Here is a 19,686-nt window from a genome sequence, read left to right as displayed (position 1 = left end):
GTGCCGGTGCTTCCTGGAGCCGAGCCCTACCGCCACGAAGGCGGAGAGACCGGCGTCCTCCTCTGTCATGGATTCACCGGATCGCCGCAGTCGCTGCGTCCCTGGGCGGAGTATCTGGCCGAGCAGGGACTGACCGTCTCGCTGCCGCTGCTTCCGGGGCACGGCACCCGCTGGCAGGACATGCAGGTCACCGGCTGGCAGGACTGGTACGCGGAGGTGGACAGGGAGCTGCGCGCCCTGCTCGACCGGTGCGAGCGGGTCTTCGTCTTCGGCCTCTCGATGGGCGGCGCGCTGGCCCTGCGGCTGGCCGCGAAGCACGGCCACTCGGTGAGCGGCCTCGTCCTGGTCAATCCGCTGAACAAGGTGCACGGCCTCGCGGCGTACGCGCTGCCGGTCGCCCGGCATCTGGTGCGTACGACGAAGGGGATCGCCAGCGACATCGCCCTGGGCGGCTCCACCGAGGTGGGTTACGACCGGGTGCCGCTGCACTGCGCCCACTCGCTGCGGCGTTTCTGCCGGCTCGTGGACCGTGAACTGCCCCAGGTCACCCAGCCGTTGCTGCTGCTGCACAGCGCCGAGGACCATGTGGTGCGCCCCTCGGACTCGGCCCGCATCCTCAGCCGGATCTCGTCGACGGACGTCGAGGAGGTCCTGCTGGAACAGAGCTACCACGTGGCGACGTTGGACCACGATGCGGAGCGGATTTTCGAGAAGAGCCACGCGTTCATCGGCCGCCTCGCTCCGAGCGTCGGGATGAAGGGGAGCACCACCGGTGGCTGAGAACGAGGCGGAGCGCGAACCGCAGCCGATCGACGAGGAAGCGGTGTGGGCGGCGATCGTCGCGGGGTACGGCGAGGAGCCCGCCGATCCCGCGGGCACCAAGCCCTTCAAGTCGGTGGAGGACCTCGCCCTGTTGCAGGACGGGGTCAACGCCGACGGGACCCGGGAGTCGGAGGCACCGGAGCCGGAGGCCGGGAAGCCGGACGTGGATGACGCGCCGGATCCGGCGGGCGGGTCCGGCCGGCCGCTGGGCAGCTCGGTCGTCTTCGCTCCGGGCGTCGGCGGCCCGCGCGACCACAGCCTGGCGGAGCCGTCCGACGACGACCTGGACCCTTCGGACGAGGGCCACTTCGTCCAGCCGGACCCGGATCTTCCCGAGGCGGACGTCACGGCGAAGTTCGCGTGGCTGGCCGTCGTGGGCGGGCCGGTGCTGCTGATCCTCGCGGTGGTGCTGGGCTGGGACATGACGTGGTGGCTCGCGACGCTCGGTATCGGCGGGTTCCTCGGCGGGTTCGCGGCGCTGGTGATGCGGATGGGGCCGGGGGACGACGACGAGGACGATCCCGGCCGGGGCGCCGTGGTCTAGGGGCTGCCGCCCCCTCCTTCGGACCGGACCTGACCAGGCCGGGCCGGAACGGGCCGGAACGGGCCGGAACGGATCACGCCGGGCCAGGCGGGACGTGCATAACCCGGAGTGATCCTGCGTGACCCTGCGTGATCCAGTCGCGTCAGGCGCCGGACGGGCCGGTCCGCACCCGGAGCGCCGCCAGCACCGGGAGGTGGTCGGACGCCGCCCGCAGGTCCGCCTGCGGGATGTCCTGCGGCACCCCGCACCCCAGCACCTCGACCTCCGGCGTCGCGAACACCGCGTCGATCCGCCGGTCCGGGTCCGCCGCCGGGTAGGTGTGCTCGCCGCCCCACGGCTTCACCGCCCGGCAGTCCTGGAGCTCCGCCGCCAGCCGCCGGAAACTCCGGCCGTCCGGACGGTCGTTGAGGTCTCCTGCGACGACCGCGTGCGGGACGTCCATCGAGCCGAGCCGGTCGAGCAGCAGCCCCGCCTGCGTGTGGCGCTCAGCCGGCTGCAGGCTCAGATGGCAGTTGAGCACACCGAGCCGGGCACCCCCGATACGGACCACAGCGGTCGCGAACCCGCGCCGGTGCAACCCCGGGGTGCGCGGCAGGAGTACGTCCTCGCTGCGCTCCACGATGGCGCGCAGCGAACAGAGCAGCAGCGGCCCGGCGGCCGGGGCTCCGCCGCCGAGTGTCACCAGGTCGGTACTTGCCGCGAGCCGGGAAGCGGCCTTGCGCCAGCGGAAGAAGCGCGGGGCCTCCTGAAGGAAGACCAGATCCGGGTCGCAGGCCCGGATCACCCGGATCAGCGCCGCGCGGTCGTCGCGCATCGAGCGGATGTTGTAGCTGAGCACCCGGATTACGGCCGAGCCGCTCTCCGTACACGATTCGGGCAGCGTAGTGATGGCCATGGGCGACACCCTACGACGGCGGGCAGTGAGCGGCGCCTGCCGCACCCCGGGGTGCGGCAGGCGCCGGTCCGACTGCTCGGGTCAGCCCTGGCGGGCCAGGTCAGCGGCGCCCACCAGCCCTGCCTCGCCGCCCAGTTGGGCCGCGAGCACCTGGGCGTGCGGCCGCCAGGCGCCGCCGATCAGCCAGCGCCGGAACGACTTGCGGATCGGGTCGAGGACCAGTTCGCCCTCGTCCGACACACCACCGCCGACGATGAAGGCCGAGGGGTCGAAGAGCGAGGCCAGATCGGCCAGACCGGCTCCGGCCCAGCGGGCCAGCTCGCGGAACGAGTCGACGGCCACCGGGTCGCCCTGGCGGGCGGCCTCGCTGATGTGCTTGCCCTGGATGCCACCGGGGGTGCCGTCGCCGAGGCCGAGCAGCACCTGCGCGTTGTCCGGGGTGGCGTTGGCTCGCTGCGTCGCGTACCTGACGAGGGCCCGGCCCGACGCGTACTGCTCCCAGCAGCCCTGGCTGCCGCACCCGCACAGCAGACCGTCCGGGACGACCCGGATGTGGCCGAACTCGGCGGCCACACCGAACCGTCCGCGGCGCAGCTTGTTGCCGATGATGATGCCGCCGCCGAGACCGGTGCCGATCGTGATGCAGATGACGTCCTCGTGCCCCTGGCCGGCACCGAACTTGTACTCGCCCCAGGCAGCCGCGTTGGCGTCGTTCTCCACGACCACGGGCAGGCCGACGCGCTGCTCGACCTTGTCCTTGAGCGGCTCGTGCCGCCAGTTGATGTTCGGCGCGAAGAGGACGGTGGCGCGCTTGTCGTCCACGTAACCGGCGGCCCCGATGCCGACCGCCTCGATCTCGTGCCCCTTGCCGGCCTCGGAGACTGCCGCGCAGATCGCGTCGACGATGCCTTCGGCGGTCGGCGGGGTGGGCACCCTGTGCACATCGAGAATGGCGCCCTCTTCGTCGACCACTCCGGCCGCGATCTTCGTGCCGCCGATGTCGACGCCGATGGTGAGTCCCATGAGTCCCTCAGTTTTCGGTCGAGCCCCGCTGAGGGGCAACCGTACCCGAGCGCCGCAGGGCCGGGGGCGATCAGTCCAGGTCGATGCGCTCGGCCGGGCCGGGCCCCTCGTCGCCGCCGTCGTCCTTGCCCGCGTCCCGGCCCTCGGCCGTTTCCCGGCCCGCGGTCCACCGCTGCTCCTGCTTCTCCACCGCCGAACGGTAGGCGGCGAGGAGTTCACCACCGGCGGCGGCCAGGTGGTCGAAGACATCGGGGTTGCGCTCGACGACCGGCTCGACCACGGACTTCGCCTGGCTGAGGAACTGCTGGACGGCGCCCTGGGCGGCCATGCCCGGGATCGACGACTGGAATTCGGACACCTTGTCGGCGACCGCGTCGAAGAGCTTCTTGAGCTCGTCGGCGGCCGACCCCTCGGCGCTCCCGTACTGGGCGCGGCGGCGGGCCTTCTCCGCTGCGAGGTCCTCGGCGCAGGCCTTCGCCCAGGCGTCCGAGTCGGTGTCGGGCTGCTCGGTGGCTTCGCTCATGGCGGACTCCTGCGACGGATACGGATGTACTGAGGACCGTACTTACGACGTTACCCGAACGGCCCTGCTGTGTTCACCGGCCCGCTCACCGGCTCCCTGGCTCTCCGGCCCGCCCGGTCGGCGGCTCCGGCCGCCCGCTCGGCCGACGCGGCTCGGTGGCCTGCCCGGTCAACGGCCCTGCGGCCACAGCCGCGGATCCGGCGCGAACCGGATGCCCAGCACCCCGTCCGTCAGCCCCGCGCCCTCGACCGTGCAGCGGCGGAGCGCCGACGGCAGCATGACGGTCCTGCGGAACGGCCCTGCGGTGAGCAGCAGTTCGTCGCCGCGCCTGACCAGGCCCAGCTCCTCCTTGACCGCGCCGGGCAGCGGCAGCTGCCAGACCAGGACGCCGTCGTCGGCGAGCCGGTCCTCGACGTTCCACTCCGGGGCTGCCGCGCGGCGGGCGGCCGGGCGCTCCAGTGGGGCCAGCTCGTCGGCGGTGCGCGGCGCGCGGCCCAGATGGGGAAGTTCCGCCACCTCCACGTCGCCGGAGCAGGCCGACAGCTCCTTGAGGTGCTCCTGCTGCTCTGCCGCGAGCGAAGCGAGCCAGGGGTCGCGGGAGCCGGTGGGCAGCAGCCGGTTCGCGACGACCAGGTCCAGGGTGCGGCGGTGCAGGGCGATCCCGGTACGGGCGGTGCGCAGCGCCCGGGTCGCGGCGGGTCCCGGCTCCGCCACCAGCCGTACGGTGGTGTCCGGGTCGTCGATCCTGGCCTGGACCGCGGCCAGTTCGGCCTCCCACCGGGCGGTCGTCGCGTACAGCCACTGCGCGGGCATCGGGACGCCCGCGAGCTGGGCCAGCATCGGGCGCAGCGCGCGGGCCGCCTGCCGCTCGGGCGGCAGCAGCCGGCGCAGATAGCGGCGGAGCTGCTCCGGGAGGGCGAGGACGGCCAGGGCTTCCTGGACGGGCGGCATGTCGACGACGGTCAGGTCCCACTCGGCGCTGTCGACGGTGCGCAGCGCGTGCAGCAGCGCGAACTGCCCGGCGCCCGGCAGCTCGGTCAGCTCGTCCTCTTCCAGCCTGGCAGCGCCGAGCAGCTCCAGGGCCGCGGTGCCGCGTTCCTGGAGGGCCAGCAGTTCGGTACGGAAGTGCGCGCCGGAGTCGATCCGTTCGGCCCGCACCCCCGCGTCGCGGGCGGCCGACAGGCTCTCGCCGGGGTCCGGGTCGGTGGAGAGCAGCAGGACCCGTTCGCCTTCGCGGGCGGCCGCCAGTGCGGTGGCCGCCGCGACGGTGGTGCGGCCCGCGCCGCCGATGCCGGTGACGAGGACCGTACGCATCGGGCGTCAGCCCTCGGGCTGTGCTGCGGCGCCGGACTCGACCCGCTTCTTCAGACCGGCCAGGGCGCGGTCGATGATGACCTTCTCGGCCTTGCGCTTGATCATCCCGAGCATGGGGATCTTGACGTCGACGGTCAGCCGGTAGGTGACCTCGGTGGCGTCGCCGACCGTGGCGAGGAGGTACGTGCCGTCGAGCGCGCGGAGCATCTGCGACTTGACCAGCGTCCAGCTGACCTCGTCGGCGCCGGTCCAGGTGTACGCGAGGGTGTGGTCGTCCTTGATCGCGCCGGCGTCGAGCACCAGCCTGACCTGCTCGGCGCGGCCCTCGGGGTCGGTGGAGAGTACTTCGGCCTCTTTCACCTCGCCGGTCCACTCCGGGTAGCGGGCGAAGTCGGCGATCACGCCCATGACGTCGGCCGGTGCGGCCTCGATCGTGATGCTTGAGCTGGTGTGTTCAGCCATCGCCGTGGCTCCTCCAGTGCGGAATCCGGTGTGCATGCGCTGTGAAGGCTATCGCGTGCGCACCGGACCGCTGACCGCTACCACTCCATGACCCAGGGCCGCGAGGTCGAAGCGAAGTGGCCGACGTTCACGCACTCGGTCCGGCCGACGCGGACCCGGCGGGACAGGGGCTGGTGCACATGGCCGAAGAGCGCGTACTTCGGCCGGATGCGCTGGATCGCGGCGAGCAGGGCGCGGCTGCCCCGCTCGAAACGGCGGGCCACCGTGTCGTACACCAGCTCCGGGACCTCGGGCGGGATGTGCGTGCAGAGCACGTCGACCTCCCCCAGCGCCTCGATCTTGGCCGCGTACTCCTCGTCGCTGACCTCGTAGGGCGTGTGCATCGGAGTCCTGAGGCCGCCGCCCACGAAGCCGAAGACGCGGCCGCCGATCTCGACGCGCTCGCCGTCCAGGACGGTCGTACCGGGGCGCGCGTACTCGTGCCAGAGCGGCGGGATGTCGACATTGCCGTAGGTCGCGTACGTCGGAGTGGGGAACGCAGCGAACATGTCGGTGTACTGGCCGCGCACCGCCGTCTCGATCGCGGTGTCGCGGTCCACCCCGCTCCAGAGCCTGCGGCCGAGGTCGCGCGCCTCGTCGAAGCGGCGCGCGGTGCGCAGCTCCACGATGCGGTCGGCGTTCTCGACTCCGAAGAGGTCGGGGAAGATCCCGCGGGAGTGGTCGGCGTAGTCCAGGAAGAGGACCAGGTCGCCGAGGCAGATCAGGGCGTCGGCCCCGTCGCCGGCCCTCGCGAGACCGCTGGTGTTGCCATGGACGTCACTGACCACATGCACGCGCATGGAGATCACCCTAGGACTCCTGGGCACAACATGGATAGAGGGTGCCGGACCTGCGAATACCGCCGCCGTCCGACGTGCGTGGACTACTCTGCGCGAAGCACAGCGGTGTCGTGTGACGCATGGAACATCTGGCCGGACCCCCCTATCGGGAACCCCGTACCCATGGGTAACGTCCGGGCGTCAGGTCCAGTCGTGGCGACAGCGATGTCGACCAGAGGAGCAGCAGTCTTGCGTGAGTTCAGCCTTCCGGCGCTGTACGAGGTCCCATCGGACGGCAATCTGACGGATCTGATCCGCCGCAACGCCGCTCAGCATCCCGATGCCGCGGTGATGGGCCGCAAGGTGGCCGGCGCCTGGACCGATGTCACCGCCGCCCGGTTCCTCACCGAGGTCCAGGACGCCGCGAAGGGCCTGATCGCCGCGGGCGTGCAGCCCGGGGACCGGGTCGCGCTGATGTCCCGCACCCGGTACGAGTGGGTGCAGCTGGACTTCGCGATCTGGAGCGCGGGCGCGATCACCGTGCCGGTGTACGAGACCAGTTCGGCCGAGCAGGTGCAGTGGATACTCGGCGACTCCGGCGCGGTCGCGGTGCTCGTGGAGAGCGACGCGCACGCCGCGACCGTCGAGTCCGTACGGCACTCGCTGCCGTCCCTGGAGCATGTCTGGCAGATCGACCGGGGCGCCGTCGACGAGCTCAGGGCGAGTGGCGCCGCGGTCGCGGACGCGACCGTGGACGAGCGCAGTTCCCGGGCGCGGGCCGACGACCCGGCCACCATCGTCTACACCTCGGGGACCACCGGCCGCCCCAAGGGCTGTGTGCTGACCCACCGCAGCTTCTTCGCCGAGTGCGGCAACATCGTGGAGCGGCTGAAGCCCCTGTTCCGTACCGGCGAGTGCTCGGTGCTGCTCTTCCTGCCGGCCGCGCATGTCTTCGGCCGGCTGGTCGAGGTCTCCTCCGTGATGGCGCCGATCAAGATCGGCTGCGTACCGGACATCAAGCACCTCACGGATGAACTGGCCTCCTTCAGGCCGACGTTGATCCTGGGCGTGCCCCGGGTCTTCGAGAAGGTCTACAACTCGGCGCGCGCCAAGGCGCAGGCCGACGGCAAAGGAAAGATCTTCGACAAGGCCGCGAACACCGCGATCGCCTACAGCCGCGCGCTCGGCACTCCGCAGGGCCCGTCCGCCGGGCTGCGGATCAAGCACAAGGTCTTCGACCGGCTGGTCTTCAGCAAACTGCGGGCGGTACTGGGCGGACGCGGCGAGTACGCGATCTCCGGCGGCGCGCCGCTGGGCGAGCGGCTCGGCCACTTCTACCGGGGCATCGGCTTCACGGTGCTGGAGGGTTACGGTCTCACCGAGTCCTGCGCGGCGACCGCCTTCAACCCGTGGGACCGGCAGAAGATCGGCACGGTCGGCCAGCCGCTGCCCGGTTCGGTCGTACGGATAGCGGACGACGGCGAGGTGCTGCTGCACGGCGAGCACCTGTTCAGCGGCTACTGGAACAACGAGGCAGCGACGGCCGACGCGCTGGCCGACGGCTGGTTCCACACCGGTGACATCGGCACGCTCGACGAGGACGGCTATCTCGCGATCACCGGCCGCAAGAAGGAGATCATCGTCACCGCGGGCGGCAAGAACGTCGCCCCCGCGGTGATCGAGGACCGTATCCGTGCGCATGCCCTGGTCGCCGAGTGCATGGTGGTCGGCGACGGACGGCCCTTCATCGGTGCGCTGGTCACGCTGGACGAGGAGTTCCTGGCGCGGTGGGCCGAGGAGAACGGCAAGCCGGTGGGGTCCACCGCCCTGTCGCTGCGCGAGGACCCGGAGCTGCTCGCCGAGATCCAGCGGGCGGTCGACGACGGCAACGCGGCGGTCTCCAAGGCCGAATCCGTCCGCAAGTTCCGGATCCTGCCCGCACAGCTCACCGAGGAGGCGGGGCACATCACACCGTCGCTGAAGCTCAAGCGCGCGGTGGTGGCGAAGGACTTCGCCGACGAGATCGAATCGATCTACCGGGCCTGACCGGGCGCGTCCGACCGGAACCGGGTGCGGGCCGACGCGGCCCGCACCCGGTTCCGTTTCCGGTTACGCAGACGGTTCCGGTTACGCACCCGGTTCCGTTTCCGTCAGCGCGGTTCCCTCGGCACAGCTCCCTCAGAGCAGTTCCCTGAGCTTCCCGGCGAGCAGGTCCCAGCGCCACTTCTCCTCGACCCACTCCCGGCCGCGCTCGCCCATCCGCCGCCGCAGCCCGGAGTCCTGGAGCAGCGTGACGATCCGGTCCGCCGCTTCACCGGCCGAGCCGCCCCGCACCACCCAGCCGGTCTCACCGTCGAGCACCGCGTCGGGCGCGCCGCCCGAATCGCCCGCCACCACCGGCAGCCCGGTCGCGGACGCCTCCAGATAGACGATGCCGAGCCCCTCCACATCGAGCCCGCCCCTGCGGGTGCGGCACGGCATGGCGAAGACATCGCCGGCGCCGAAGTGCGCGGGCAGCTCCGCCCAGGGCACCGGCCCGGTGAAGCGCACCGAGTCCGCGACGCCCGTCCGTGCCGCCAGTTTCTCCAGGTCCCCGGCGTACGGTCCGCCGCCCACGATCAGCAGCACCGCGTCCGGCACCTCCCGCAGGATCCGGGGCATCGCCAGGATCAGGGTGTCCTGGCCCTTGCGCGGGACCAGCCGGGATACGCACACGACCACCGGCCGGTCCGTGAGCCCGAGCCGGGCGCGTACCGCCGCACCGCCCGAGCCGGGGTTGAAGGTCTTCTCGTCGACGCCGGGCGGCAGTTGAACCATCCGGCCCGCGGCCGCCGGGGTGAGCGCGGCGGCGATCCGCGAGCGGGTGTACTCGCCGAGGTAGGTGACGGTGTCCAGGCCTTCGCCGATGCGCCGCAGCAGCTGCCGCGACCCGGGCAGCTGCGCCCAGCCCACCTCGTGGCCGTGCGTGGTGGCGACGAGCCGTTCGGCGCCGGCCGCCCGCAGCGCGGGAGCCATCAGGCCGAGCGGGGCCGCCGCCCCGAACCACACCGACGTACAGCCGTGTTCACGCAGCAGCCCGCTCGCCCTCGCGGTGACGCGCGGAGTGGGCAGGAGCATCGTGGTCCGGTCGCGTACGACCGTGAACGGCTGCTCCGCGTCGAACGCGGCGGTGGCCGCCGCGCCCTCGGCTCCACGCTTCCACGTGGAGGCGTAGACGACGAGCTGCCCGGGGTCCAGCCGCAGCGCCATGTTGTGCAGGAACGCCTGGATACCGCCGGGGCGCGGCGGGAAGTCATTGGTCACGATCAACGTCTTGTGCATCGCCGCCGACAGTACCCAACGGCCCTGCCTCACCGCTCCCGCGCGCCCTCGCACGGCATCATGACCCCGATGTCGGAGCACACCACGGCGCAGGCCGTCACAGCGGACGGGGCGGTCATGCGGGGCGTACGCGGCACGGCACTTCCCGTCGTGGTCTGGGCCGCGACCAGGGCGCTGCTGATGCTCTGCGTGTTCAAGGTACTGGTCCTGCCGGGGGCCGATGTCACCGTCGACGTGTCGGAGATCTACCACGGCTGGTACGAGGTGCTGCGGACCGGCACCTTCCCGCTCTCCGACGTGACCTGGCAGTACCCGCCCGGTGCGGCGCTCGCGGTCCTCTCCCCCGCCCTGCTGCCGTTCCTCGGCTACGCACCCGCCTTCTTCGTGCTGACCCTCGTCGCCGACGCGCTGGTGCTCGGTCTGCTGCTGTACACGGCGGGCCGGCCCGGCAGGCGGCCGGCCGGCGTCTGGGTGTGGGCGGCGGGCCTGCCGCTGCTCGGCCCGACGGCGTACGCCAGGTACGACCTGATGGTGACCGCCGTCGCGGTGGCCGCGCTGCTGGCCGGGGCCCGCCGTCCGCGCACCATGGGCGCGCTGGCCGCGTTCGGCGCCCTGCTCAAGGTCTGGCCGACGCTGCTGCTCGCGGGCGTGCGGCGCGGGCGTACAGCGCGCAGGTCCTGGTCGGCCTTCGCCGCGACGGCAGCGGGCCTGTTGCTGCTCGCCGCTACGGCGGTGCCCGGCGCCTTCGCCTTTCTCACCTTCCAGCGCGAGCGGGGCACCGAGGTCGAGTCGCTGGGCGGTCTGGTCTTCCAGGTGGCCCGGCAGTTCGGCTGGCAGGGGCAGGTGCTGCTCACCTACGGCTCGGTGGAGTTCGTCGGACCGTACGTGCACGTGGTGAGCGCCGTCGCACTGGGGCTGACCGCCGCGGCCTTCGGCTGGCTGCTGCTGTGGCGGCTGCGGGCCAGGGAGTACGCCCCGGCGACGCCGTGCGACGCGGCGTTCACCGCGGTGCTGCTCTTCACCACGACGAGCCGGGTGATCAGCCCCCAGTATCTGGTCTGGCTGATCGGCATCGGCGCCGTCTGTCTGGTCTTCCGTACCAGCGCGATGGCGGTCCCGGTCCTGCTGGCGGTGGGCGCCACCGCCGTGACCTTCCTGGAGTTCCCCCTCGGGTTCGACGAGGTGGTGGCCGGGGACGTGGTCGGGGTTGTGCTGATGTTCGTACGGAACGGCCTGCTGGTCGCGGCCTCGCTGACCGCGGCCCGCGCGCTGTGGCGGCACACGGTCCCGCGGCGCGGGCGGACAGCGACGGACGGGTCCGCCACCAGGTCCGGCGACACCACACAGTCCGGCGGCACCGCGCAGTCCGAGGACACCGCGGCCACCGAGGACGCCGGAGCTGCCGCAGCCGCCCGGGACACGGGAGACGCCGGAGACGCCGGAGACAACGACCCGGGCCGTGAGCCGCTCAGTCCAGCTGCGCCCTGAGGTACTCGCGCCACCGCGCCGTGACGGCGTCCGGATCCGTACCGAGCACGTCGTTCATGGCCTTCTCCACACCCGCGCCGCTCTGCCCCTGCGCCCCGACCGCCCGGTAGAAGTCCGTCAGCTTCTGCTCGCCCCAGTGCTCGGCGATCAGCCGGCAGGCCAGCCAGCCGCCCTCGTACGCCCGCGCGAGCCGGTCGGCGCTGTCGCTGAAACCGAAGTCGGCGTCGGTGGGCAGGGTCGCGGGCAGCGACCCCGAACGCACCGCCCGCTGAAGCTCCGGTGCCGCCTCCCGCGGGCTGCTGCCGGTGCCCCGGTAGGCGACCCAGTCGGCGAACCCCTCGGAGAGCCAGAGCGGGGTGGCGGCGGACGTCGCGGTACGGGTGGCGACATGGGTGGTCTCGTGGGTGATGACCACCTGCCGGCCCGACTGGCCCAGCTGCGCGTACGCCTCGGGGTTGACGATGACCCGGTCGGCGGGCGCGGCCCCGGCACCGCCCGCCTCGCCGGTGGTGACGGCCGCGATGCCCCGGTAGGTGGCGGCGGGCGAACCGAGCAGGGCGCCCATCGCGTCCAGCGAGGACGGCACCAGCACCACCACACGCCCTGCCCACGTGCGGTGCCACGCCTTGTCGACGGCGGGGACGGCACGGTCCGCGACGGCGGCCACCTGCCGGAGCAGCCCGCCGGACCCGCCGACGCCGAGCACCAGGCTGTGCTTGCCGCGTACGGTGCGCACCCGGCCCTGCTGCCAGAGCTGCTGCCCGGTGCCGGTGGCGGGGCTGTCGTCGTCCAGGTACCAGCGGCCGTCGCGCTCCACCATCCTGAGCGTGCGCCGGGCCGCCACCGGTGCACTGTCGTAACCGGTGATCCGGTACCGCAGCTCGGCCCGTGCGGTCGCGGTGGCGCCGTCCAGCCGTACGTCCTCAAGCCGGTACTGCCAGGAACTCAGCGGTACGGAGGCCAGGTTGCGGAACTCCGCGCGCTGCGCCGTCCGCAGGCCCTTCGCCCGCGGGTCGACGACGGACAGATATCCGCTCTCGTCATGGTGGACGACGGCGGCAGCCCGGCGGTCGAGAGTCCGGCGGATGTCGCGCTCCGCCGTGCCGGACGAGCCGGGTCCTGAAGGACCGCCGCACGCGGGAAGCAGCAGGCAGAGGGCGAGCGCGCACCCGAAGGCCCGCCTCCGTCCCGTCCTGCTCCCCCGCCCGTTCACGCCGCTGATCGTACGTGCCCGGGCGGACGCGCCCGACGCCGCCCGGTACAGGTCAGACCCGGGTCACCGAGGAGACGGGCATCATGCCGACCGGGTCGTAGCGGACCCTGGCCCCGGGATACGGCGCGTGCAGGACCTGGCCGTTGCCCATGTACATCGCGACGTGGCTGGCGTCGCTGCGGTACACCACGAGATCGCCGGGCCGCGCCTGGGAGAGCGGGATCTGCCGGCCCGCGTACCGCTGCTCCTGCGAGGTGCGCGGCAGCGAGACACCCGCGTGCGCGTACGCCCACTGCATCAGCCCCGAACAGTCGAAGCCCGAGGGGCCGTTGGCGCCCCACACATACGGCTTGCCGAGCGCGCTGCGGGCCGCGGCCACGGCGGCTCCGGCCCGGCCCGACACCGGCAGCGCGCCGAGCACCGGCAGTGCGCCCCGGTCCGCGCGCGAGACCTGGTCGTACTGGGCGCGCTGCTGGGTGGGCAGCGCGTCGAGCAGCCGGCGCGCGCGGGCGAGCTTGCCCTCGACGGTGCGCTTGTGGCGGGCGACCTCGGTACGGCTGCTGCGGAGTTCGGCGAGTCTCCGGGTCGCGTCGGCGCGCCGCTGTGTCAGGTCGCGCTGGGCCTGCTGGATGCGGTGCAGTTCCCCCGCCTGGACAGCGCCGAGCTGCGCCAGGGCAGCGGCCTTGTCGAGATACGAGGCGGGGTCCGACGAGAGCAGCAGGGCGAGCGAGGGGTCGACGGCACCCGCGCGGTACTGGGCCCCTGCCAGCGCGCCGAGCGCCCCGCGCATCCGGTTGAGCCGCTCCTGGCCGCGCGCGACGCCGTCCTGGGCCTCGGTGACCTGGTGGCGCAGCCGCTGAGCCTGCTCGTCGGCCTTGTCGTACTGCTGGGTGGCCCGCTCGGCCTGGGCGTACAGGCCGTCGACCTCGCTCTTGGCGGCCGCCGCCGACTCGTGCGGCTCGGCGCCCGCCGGTGCGGCCCCGAGGCCTGCCGCGGCCGTCGCCAGCGCGGCGGACAGCACGGTGATCCGGGTGCTCCGGGCGAGGCCGGACTGGGTGGCACGGCGATGGGACACCACAGGAGCCGCACTCCTTCCACTGCGTGCGGTCCCTGCCGCCCCGATGGGCGGACCGGTTGCCGGGCACCGCACGCCGGAGAGTAGCCGCGTGACCACGCTGTGACCAAAGACCTCGCCGTGCACACAGAGTGACGCCCCGCCGGAGACCACAAGGTCACCGACGGGGCGGGGAGTCAGCTCACAGCGCCGTAATTCGCCCGTTCGGGCGGTGTGGGCTGCGCCGTACGGAACGGGTCCTGATCAGATGCGGACGCCGAACTGGAAGGGCATGTTGCCCATCGCCTCGTAGCGGACGTTGGCGCCGGTGTGCGGCGCGTGCAGCACCATGCCGTTCCCCGCATACAGGCCGATGTGGTGCAGGTCGCCGTAGAACAGGACCAGGTCGCCGGGCTTGAGCGCGCTCGCGGAGTAGATACGCTGACCGGCGTTGGCCTGGGTCTGCGACGTACGCGGGAGGGAGACACCGGCCTGCGAGTACGCCCACTGCGTCAGCCCCGAGCAGTCCCAGGAGGCCATACCGGTGGCACTGTACTGATACGGCTTGCCTATCTGAGTCTTGGCGGCGTTGAGCGCGGCGCCGCCACGGGCGGAGGCAGGGACGTCGTTACCGAGGTCGGCACGGGAGCTGTCGCGGTTGGCGCGGCTGTTATCAGCGGTGATCGAGGCCTGCTCGGCGGCGGTGAGGCTCTGCAGCAGCTTCTGTGCCTGGGCGAGCTTGCTCTGGATCTTCTGCTTGTCCTCGGCGAGCTTCTTGCGCGTCGACGAGAGGTCCTTGAGCTTGTCCTGTGCCTCGGCACGCTGCTGGGCGAGGGTCCGCTGCTTGTCCTGGATCTTCTTGAGCGCGTCGGTCTGCTCAGCGCTCAACTGGTCCTGAGCGGTGGCCTTGTCGAGGAAGTTGTCCGGGTCGGACGAGAGGAACAGCTGCACGGACGGGTCGATGCCGCCGGAACGGTACTGGGCGCTCGCTATGGAACCGAGCTGGTCCCGCAGCTTGTTGAGCTCCCCCTGGCCACGGGCGACGCTGTCCTGGAGGTCGCGGGCCTGCTTCTTCAGCTTGCCCTCCTGCTCCTTGGCGCCGTCGTACTTCTGACTGGCCGCGTCCACGTCTTCGTTGAGCTTGTCGACCTTGGCCTTGACCTCGCTCTTGGTCGGCTTCGGTTCTGCGTGCGCGGCCTGGGCGGTGAGGGCCACGGCTGCGGCAGCGGTCGCGGTGAGCACGGTGACACGAGCGCGGCTCGGCTGCTTGGGACGACGGTGGGACGCCACGGAGGCGAGCTCCTTCTTCCTCAGAGCCGCCGAACACGTAGCAAAACCGTGAAGGCTTCGGCGGTTCCTTCGCTGCCACTCTGGATGAGTGATCGACCGCGCGAAGGTTCGAGGCCCGACCTTAGTGACCTTCTTGTGATCAGTTCAAATCCTGTTGCCAAAAATCTTGGCCACTGAGTGCATATTTTACAGACACCGCACGGGCAGTAACGGTCACTTGACGCTGCGATGGAAAACGCACACCGCGAAGTCGGGCATTGTGCACAGGAGTTATCAGGCGCGCGAAAGCCTCTTCAGCAACAAGACGGACGCAACGGGCCTGGCGCCCGATCTCGCCACGCCGTCGGCGACCTCGCGGTCGGCCGACACGACCACCACGGGACGCCCGGCGGGCTCCGCCCTGACCAGCTGGCGGATCACCTCGTCCGCGGTCACCCCGGGCTTGCTGAACAGCACCCGTACCCCGCGCGGCGGCGCGAGCAGCACCGGCGCCGCGAGCTCGGCCCCGTCGAAGACACAGGTCATCTCGGCGCCCGTCTGCGCGGCGAGCATCGAGAGACCGCCGAGCAGCCGCAGCCGCTGCTTCTCCAGCGGCAGTTGCGGATAGCCGGTCTTGGTGACGTTGTAGCCGTCCACCACCAGATGGGCCTGCGGCAGCGAGAGCAGCTGGTCCAACAGGGCCGGGTCGGTGTCCGAAAGCGCCCTGGCCGCGATGTCCTTGGGTGAGAGCCGGCCGGGCTCGACGGCGTCGACGGAGTCGGCGGGGCGCGTGGTCACCGGCGGCAGGGCCAGTTCGCGCCGGAGCCCCTGGGCCGCGTCGAGCACCGTGTCGAGCAGCAGCCGCAGCCGCATGTCCTCGACGGAACGCCCCTCGCGTACGGCGCGGCGCCCGGCCTCGACCGCCGCCTCGGCCTCACCGAGCCGGGCCTTCAGCCGCCGCGACTCGCTCTCCGCCGCGGCGACCCGGGCCGCGGCGTCGGATCTGACCGTGTCGAGCTCGGAGCCTGAGCGGCGCAGCGCCGCCTCGCCGCGCTTCACATCGCTCTGCGCGCTGCGCAGCTTGCGCTGAAGCGATTCGGCGTCCTTGCGGGCCGCGTCCAGCTCCGTACGCAGCCGCTCGTTCTCGGACCTGGTCTGCGCCCGCGCGTCAGCCAGCTCCGCGCGCAGCCGCTCCAGCTCGTGCCGGCCTGCTTCGTCGGCGCGCTCGGCGACCACACGCTGGGCCTCCTCGCCCGCGGCGGCGACGAGCTTCACCCAGCCGGGCGGGCGCAGTACGTAGGCGGCCGCCGCCACATCCACCGGGTCGGCGGCCGCGGGGGGCGAGCCGGCCTCGAGCGCCCCGGTCAGTTCGGGCTGGGACTCCTTCAGCCGCTCACCGATCCGCCGGCGGAACAGCGCGTCGCCCGCCAGGGCCGCAGCCATCGCGTTGCCCGCGAACTTGGCCCGTCTGGTGGGGGTGAACCGGGCGTACTGCCGCAGCTGCGCCGGGAGTTCGGGTACGGTCAGCCCGCCGAAGGCGTCGGAGACGAGCGCGACGACGCGCCGCCTCACCGCTTCGGGCAGCGGACGGTCGAGCGCCTCCGCGGCGTCGCCGGCCGCGTCGGCCGGCTCCGCACCGCGTTCGGACTCCACCATCCGTCACCCCACTGTCACTCTTCAGGGGGCTCCCTCAGGAGCCGCCGCCCGGCCTGTCCACCAGCTCGATCTGGTCCACCGCGTTGCACCACCGGCAGCGCACCTGCTCGATGGTCTCACTGACCACCTCGCGCTCCTCCACCTTGGGCTCACCGGCCAGGTCGAGATGTATGTACTCGACAACTTTCGACGAGCGCGTCACATCGAACCGGGTGAGATTGCCGCAGAGCGTGCAGCGCCACCGGGTGTCGGCGGTCGGCATGGGAACCGTCGTCATACGTGCGTCCTCTTCGTTCGTACTGCCTCGGTCGCGGTGCGCCATCGGACTGCGGATGTACTCCCCGCAACCCTACGGCCTACGGGATACCCCGGGGGCGGACCTGCCGACCGTACGGGGCCCGGCGAGGCGATCTGCCCGATTGCGTCCGGTTGGGCCATGCTCGGTCAATGTTCACGTGGCGGGATGCACCCGGACGGAAGGCGCCGGGGCGGCGCGGAGACACGCTCGGCGGGCCGGTGGTGACGTACGGCCTGATCGGCGTCTGCTGCCTGGTCTTCCTGATGAGCCCCGTCTCCGGGCTCGATCCGGCCTACGGAACCGGCGACAACCTCCTCGCCGCCCAGAGCGCGTACTTCGAACACTGGGGGGTCGTTCCCACCGAACTGATGAGCGGTACATCAGGCGCCCTGCTCACCCCGCTCACCGCGCTCTTCATCCACGCGAACTGGCTGCATCTGCTGGGCAACATGCTGTTCCTCTACGTCTTCGGCGCGATGGCCGAGGAGCGCATGGGGCGTCTGCACTTCACCGTCTTCTATGTGGTGAGCGGCTACATCGCCCTGACGGCGTACGCGCTCACCCACTCGGGCTCCGACCAGACCCTGGTGGGTGCGTCGGGTGCGATCTCGGCGGTGCTCGGCGCCTTCCTGAGCCTCTTCCCCCGGGCCCGGGTGACGAGCATCTTCCCGTTCCTGCTGTTCCTGCCGCTGCGCTTCCCCGCCTGGATCGTGCTGGTCTTCTGGTTCGTCCTGCAGTGGCTGGCGGCGGGGCAGCAGACCGGCACCGGTCCCGGGGTCGCCTACACGGCTCATCTGGTGGGGTTCTCGCTGGGCTTCGGCTACGCGGCGGTGCGGTACTGGCGTACGACTAGAGTGAAACTCCCAGCGACGGCCACCGAGGGAGAAAGCAAGCCGTGATCACCGCGATCGTGCTCATCAAGACCAGCGTGGACCGGATCCCCGAGATCGCCGAATCGCTCGCCGCCCTGGAGAACATCAGCGAGGTCTACTCCGTCACCGGGACGTACGACCTGATCGCACTGGTCCGGGTGGCCCGCCACGACGATCTGGCGGACATCATCCCCGGCCGGATCAGCAAGATCCCCGGGGTGGAGGCCACGGACACGCATGTGGCGTTCCGTACCTACTCGCAGCACGACCTGGAAGCGGCCTTCGCCATCGGCCTGGACGCGTAACGGCCGCCCTGCCGCAGGCGGCGAGGCCGGCAAGCCCCGCCGCCGCGCCGGACGGCCGTACGCATCCGCGTCGCCTCGGTCAGACGGCCGGCACGCAGCGGCCGTCCTCGGTGCGGTAGTTCCAGCGGGCACCGTCCCGCACCAGTTCCTTCACCGCGCCCACGAAGCGCTCCACGTGCTCGTCCGGCGTACCGGCGCCGAAGCTCACCCGGACGGCGTTGAGCGAGCGCTCGCCCGGCTCACCCTCCGGGGCACCGCACTCGCCCTGGTCCTGCGGGTCGCTGCCGAGCAGGGTCCGTACGAGCGGGTGGGCGCAGAACAGACCGTCGCGCACCCCGATGCCGTACTCGGCGGAGAGCGCCGCGGCGAAGTGCGAGCTGTTCCACCCGTCCACCACGAACGAGATGACACCGACCCGCGGGGCGTCGTCGCCGAAGAGCGAGAGGACCTGGACCGCCTCCACTTCGCCGAGCCCGTCGAGGACCTTGCGGACCAGCGTCTGCTCGCGCTCGACCAGCGAATCGAAGCCCGCGTCGGTGAGCGCCCGGCAGGCGGACGCGATGGAGTGGACGCCGATGACGTTGGGCGATCCGGCCTCGTGGCGGGCGGCCGTGGTGTGCCACTCGACGTCGACACCGCCGTCGGCGCGCCGGGCCACGCTGCGGGAGGCGCCGCCACCCGCGAGGTACGGCTCGGCGGCGAGCAGCCAGTCGGAACGGCCCGCGAGGACCCCGGAGCCGAACGGCGCGTACAGCTTGTGGCCCGAGAAGGCGACCCAGTCGACGTCGAGCGCCGCGATGTCCACGGGGTGGTGCGGTGCGAGCTGCGCCGCGTCCAGCACGATGCGCGCCCCGTGGGCGTGGGCGGCGGCCGCCAGCTCCTGCACCGGCCACAGCTCACCGGTGACGTTGGACGCCCCGGTGACACAGACCAGGGCAGGTGCCTCCGGCGTCGTACGGTCCGCCAGCGCGCGCTCCAGGGTCTCGACGGCCTGCTGCGGGGTGCGCGGGGCGTTGAGGTAGGTCACGGCGGCGTCGCGCCAGGGCAGCAGCGAGGCGTGGTGCTCGGTCTCGAAGACGAAGACCTCGCAGCCCGCGGGGACCACCGCGGCCAGCAGATTGAGCGAGTCCGTGGTCGAACGGGTGAAGACGACCTGGTCGTCCGGGCGGCAGCCGAGGAACTCGGCGACCGTCGTCCGGCTGTTCTCGAAGAGGTCGGTGGAGAGCTGCGAGAGGTACCCGGCGCCGCGGTGCACGCTGCCGTAGTACGGGGCGTACGCCGCCACGTCGTCCCAGACGCGCTGGAGGGCCGGGGCGCTCGCCGCGTAGTCCAGTGCCGCGTAGGTGACCTCGCCGCCGGTGACGAGCGGGACCAGGACATCCCTCCCGAGAACGGGAAGATTCTCGGAGGAATCCTTACAAACCGACGCGTTGACGGCAGCGCTGGGAACAGACATGACGAACTCCCGGAAAAGGGCAGGCGAATTCACTGCGCGTGCCACACGCGGCAGTGCAAGGAAAGGGGTGCGGAGAAGGGGGCTACTGCCCTATCGCATTCGCTGAACCACGGAAGAACTCCCTCGACGACCAGGATCCCTGTCGAGGGATCCGCGCTTGCCGAGGACTTCACTGCCCACGGCCTGGTCTTCACCCAGGGCACCCCGCCACGGACGGAGGGTTGCCGGACAGCGGGCTGGGGCCGTAGTCGCTGTCACTCATGACCTGAAGAGGATCCTGCCATACGTGTACGGACGTGCCAAGGCGCAGTCCACAGCCTGAGACCGGTTGCCGGCCGGAGGCTGCGCGACTG

19 protein-coding genes and 1 riboswitch are annotated in these 19,686 nt (G+C 71.9%); of the genes, 6 read left to right on the top strand and 13 right to left on the bottom strand.

The window, feature by feature from the left end; all coding sequences use genetic code 11:
• Together OG210_RS24330 and OG210_RS24325 are read left to right on the top strand one after the other, a co-directional pair.
• Complete coding sequence (locus tag OG210_RS24330; protein ID WP_328325684.1) at window positions 1-780, top strand: alpha/beta fold hydrolase; 780 nt, start codon at window positions 1-3, stop codon at window positions 778-780.
• Window positions 773-1,366, top strand: a complete 594-nt coding sequence (locus tag OG210_RS24325; protein WP_328325686.1) for a hypothetical protein — start codon at window positions 773-775, stop codon at window positions 1,364-1,366. The genes OG210_RS24330 and OG210_RS24325 overlap by 8 nt, the downstream gene beginning before the upstream one ends.
• A gap of 142 nt (window positions 1,367-1,508) precedes the next feature.
• Here the strand turns inward: OG210_RS24325 and OG210_RS24320 are convergent, their stop codons facing one another.
• From OG210_RS24320 to OG210_RS24295, 6 genes are all read right to left on the bottom strand, one after another.
• Complete coding sequence (locus OG210_RS24320; protein ID WP_328325688.1) at window positions 1,509-2,261, bottom strand: endonuclease/exonuclease/phosphatase family protein; 753 nt, start codon at window positions 2,259-2,261, stop codon at window positions 1,509-1,511.
• Window positions 2,262-2,342: 81 nt separating this feature from the next.
• The gene (locus OG210_RS24315) at window positions 2,343-3,284 is read right to left on the bottom strand and encodes an ROK family glucokinase (protein ID WP_328325690.1); all 942 of its coding nucleotides are present in this window, start codon (window positions 3,282-3,284) and stop codon (window positions 2,343-2,345) included.
• A gap of 70 nt (window positions 3,285-3,354) precedes the next feature.
• Entirely contained in the window at window positions 3,355-3,807 is a 453-nt protein-coding gene (locus OG210_RS24310; protein WP_328325692.1) for a DUF5304 domain-containing protein, read from the bottom strand.
• 168 nt (window positions 3,808-3,975) lie between these two features.
• Window positions 3,976-5,121, bottom strand: a complete 1,146-nt coding sequence (locus tag OG210_RS24305) for an ArsA-related P-loop ATPase (protein WP_328325694.1) — start codon at window positions 5,119-5,121, stop codon at window positions 3,976-3,978.
• A gap of 6 nt (window positions 5,122-5,127) precedes the next feature.
• Window positions 5,128-5,583 carry an SRPBCC family protein gene (locus tag OG210_RS24300; protein ID WP_328325696.1) on the bottom strand — a complete coding sequence of 152 codons (456 nt, stop codon included), beginning with the start codon at window positions 5,581-5,583 and terminating at the stop codon, window positions 5,128-5,130.
• A 77-nt stretch (window positions 5,584-5,660) separates the two neighbouring features.
• Complete coding sequence (locus tag OG210_RS24295) at window positions 5,661-6,422, bottom strand: metallophosphoesterase (protein WP_371538665.1); 762 nt, start codon at window positions 6,420-6,422, stop codon at window positions 5,661-5,663.
• Between the two features lie 228 nt (window positions 6,423-6,650).
• On the opposite strand from OG210_RS24295, the gene OG210_RS24290 reads away from it, so the two are divergent.
• Entirely contained in the window at window positions 6,651-8,447 is a 1,797-nt protein-coding gene (locus OG210_RS24290; protein ID WP_328325700.1) for an AMP-dependent synthetase/ligase, read from the top strand.
• Between the two features lie 132 nt (window positions 8,448-8,579).
• On the opposite strand, the gene OG210_RS24285 is transcribed toward OG210_RS24290, so the two are convergent.
• Window positions 8,580-9,722, bottom strand: coding sequence for a glycosyltransferase family 4 protein (locus OG210_RS24285; protein ID WP_371538663.1), 1,143 nt, complete (start codon window positions 9,720-9,722; stop codon window positions 8,580-8,582).
• 117 nt (window positions 9,723-9,839) lie between these two features.
• Between OG210_RS24285 and OG210_RS24280 the strand changes: the two genes are divergently transcribed.
• A complete protein-coding gene (locus tag OG210_RS24280) occupies window positions 9,840-11,210 on the top strand; it encodes a glycosyltransferase family 87 protein (protein WP_328335384.1) in 1,371 nt (456 codons plus the stop codon).
• Here OG210_RS24280 and OG210_RS24275 read toward each other — a convergent pair.
• From OG210_RS24275 to OG210_RS24255, 5 genes are all read right to left on the bottom strand, one after another.
• Window positions 11,191-12,423 carry a hypothetical protein gene (locus OG210_RS24275; protein ID WP_371538661.1) on the bottom strand — a complete coding sequence of 411 codons (1,233 nt, stop codon included), beginning with the start codon at window positions 12,421-12,423 and terminating at the stop codon, window positions 11,191-11,193. The genes OG210_RS24280 and OG210_RS24275 overlap by 20 nt on opposite strands.
• Before the next feature lie 52 nt (window positions 12,424-12,475).
• Window positions 12,476-13,501: an NlpC/P60 family protein gene (locus tag OG210_RS24270; RefSeq protein WP_328325704.1), complete on the bottom strand. Its 1,026-nt coding sequence runs from the start codon at window positions 13,499-13,501 to the stop codon at window positions 12,476-12,478.
• A 240-nt stretch (window positions 13,502-13,741) separates the two neighbouring features.
• A complete protein-coding gene (locus tag OG210_RS24265; RefSeq protein WP_328325706.1) occupies window positions 13,742-14,767 on the bottom strand; it encodes an NlpC/P60 family protein in 1,026 nt (341 codons plus the stop codon).
• 273 nt (window positions 14,768-15,040) lie between these two features.
• Complete coding sequence (locus OG210_RS24260) at window positions 15,041-16,402, bottom strand: NYN domain-containing protein (RefSeq protein ID WP_328325708.1); 1,362 nt, start codon at window positions 16,400-16,402, stop codon at window positions 15,041-15,043.
• Between the two features lie 34 nt (window positions 16,403-16,436).
• Window positions 16,437-16,679, bottom strand: a complete 243-nt coding sequence (locus OG210_RS24255; RefSeq protein WP_328325710.1) for a hypothetical protein — start codon at window positions 16,677-16,679, stop codon at window positions 16,437-16,439.
• A gap of 170 nt (window positions 16,680-16,849) precedes the next feature.
• Here OG210_RS24255 and OG210_RS24250 point away from each other — a divergent pair, with 170 nt between their 5' ends.
• Both OG210_RS24250 and OG210_RS24245 read left to right on the top strand, forming a co-directional pair.
• Window positions 16,850-17,599, top strand: a complete 750-nt coding sequence (locus OG210_RS24250) for a rhomboid family intramembrane serine protease (RefSeq protein ID WP_328325712.1) — start codon at window positions 16,850-16,852, stop codon at window positions 17,597-17,599.
• Window positions 17,596-17,877 carry an Lrp/AsnC ligand binding domain-containing protein gene (locus OG210_RS24245; RefSeq protein WP_164264247.1) on the top strand — a complete coding sequence of 94 codons (282 nt, stop codon included), beginning with the start codon at window positions 17,596-17,598 and terminating at the stop codon, window positions 17,875-17,877. The genes OG210_RS24250 and OG210_RS24245 overlap by 4 nt, the downstream gene beginning before the upstream one ends.
• A gap of 79 nt (window positions 17,878-17,956) precedes the next feature.
• On the opposite strand, the gene OG210_RS24240 is transcribed toward OG210_RS24245, so the two are convergent.
• Window positions 17,957-19,333: an aminotransferase class V-fold PLP-dependent enzyme gene (locus OG210_RS24240; protein WP_328325714.1), complete on the bottom strand. Its 1,377-nt coding sequence runs from the start codon at window positions 19,331-19,333 to the stop codon at window positions 17,957-17,959.
• A gap of 148 nt (window positions 19,334-19,481) precedes the next feature.
• Window positions 19,482-19,599, bottom strand: a riboswitch (SAM riboswitch).
• Between the last annotated feature and the right edge of the window lie 87 nt (window positions 19,600-19,686).

Source organism: Streptomyces sp. NBC_00466 (genome assembly GCF_041433995.1).
In the GTDB taxonomy this organism is placed as follows: domain Bacteria; phylum Actinomycetota; class Actinomycetes; order Streptomycetales; family Streptomycetaceae; genus Streptomyces.
Note: the sequence above shows the minus strand (reverse complement) of the source record. Positions and strands in the feature narration are given on the sequence as shown.

Bases quoted from the DNA above. Each gene is read 5' to 3' on its own strand.
- OG210_RS24285 (WP_371538663.1), bottom strand. From the start codon at position 9,722: ATGCACAAGACGTTGATCGTGACCAATGACTTCCCGCCGCGCCCCGGC.
- OG210_RS24250 (WP_328325712.1), top strand. From the start codon at position 16,850: ATGTTCACGTGGCGGGATGCACCCGGACGGAAGGCGCCGGGGCGGCGC.
- OG210_RS24295 (WP_371538665.1), bottom strand. From the start codon at position 6,422: ATGCGCGTGCATGTGGTCAGTGACGTCCATGGCAACACCAGCGGTCTC.
- OG210_RS24315 (WP_328325690.1), bottom strand. From the start codon at position 3,284: ATGGGACTCACCATCGGCGTCGACATCGGCGGCACGAAGATCGCGGCC.
- OG210_RS24280 (WP_328335384.1), top strand. From the start codon at position 9,840: ATGCGGGGCGTACGCGGCACGGCACTTCCCGTCGTGGTCTGGGCCGCG.
- OG210_RS24300 (WP_328325696.1), bottom strand. From the start codon at position 5,583: ATGGCTGAACACACCAGCTCAAGCATCACGATCGAGGCCGCACCGGCC.
- OG210_RS24320 (WP_328325688.1), bottom strand. From the start codon at position 2,261: ATGGCCATCACTACGCTGCCCGAATCGTGTACGGAGAGCGGCTCGGCC.
- OG210_RS24260 (WP_328325708.1), bottom strand. From the start codon at position 16,402: ATGGTGGAGTCCGAACGCGGTGCGGAGCCGGCCGACGCGGCCGGCGAC.
- OG210_RS24310 (WP_328325692.1), bottom strand. From the start codon at position 3,807: ATGAGCGAAGCCACCGAGCAGCCCGACACCGACTCGGACGCCTGGGCG.
- OG210_RS24305 (WP_328325694.1), bottom strand. From the start codon at position 5,121: ATGCGTACGGTCCTCGTCACCGGCATCGGCGGCGCGGGCCGCACCACC.
- OG210_RS24240 (WP_328325714.1), bottom strand. From the start codon at position 19,333: ATGTCTGTTCCCAGCGCTGCCGTCAACGCGTCGGTTTGTAAGGATTCC.
- OG210_RS24255 (WP_328325710.1), bottom strand. From the start codon at position 16,679: ATGACGACGGTTCCCATGCCGACCGCCGACACCCGGTGGCGCTGCACG.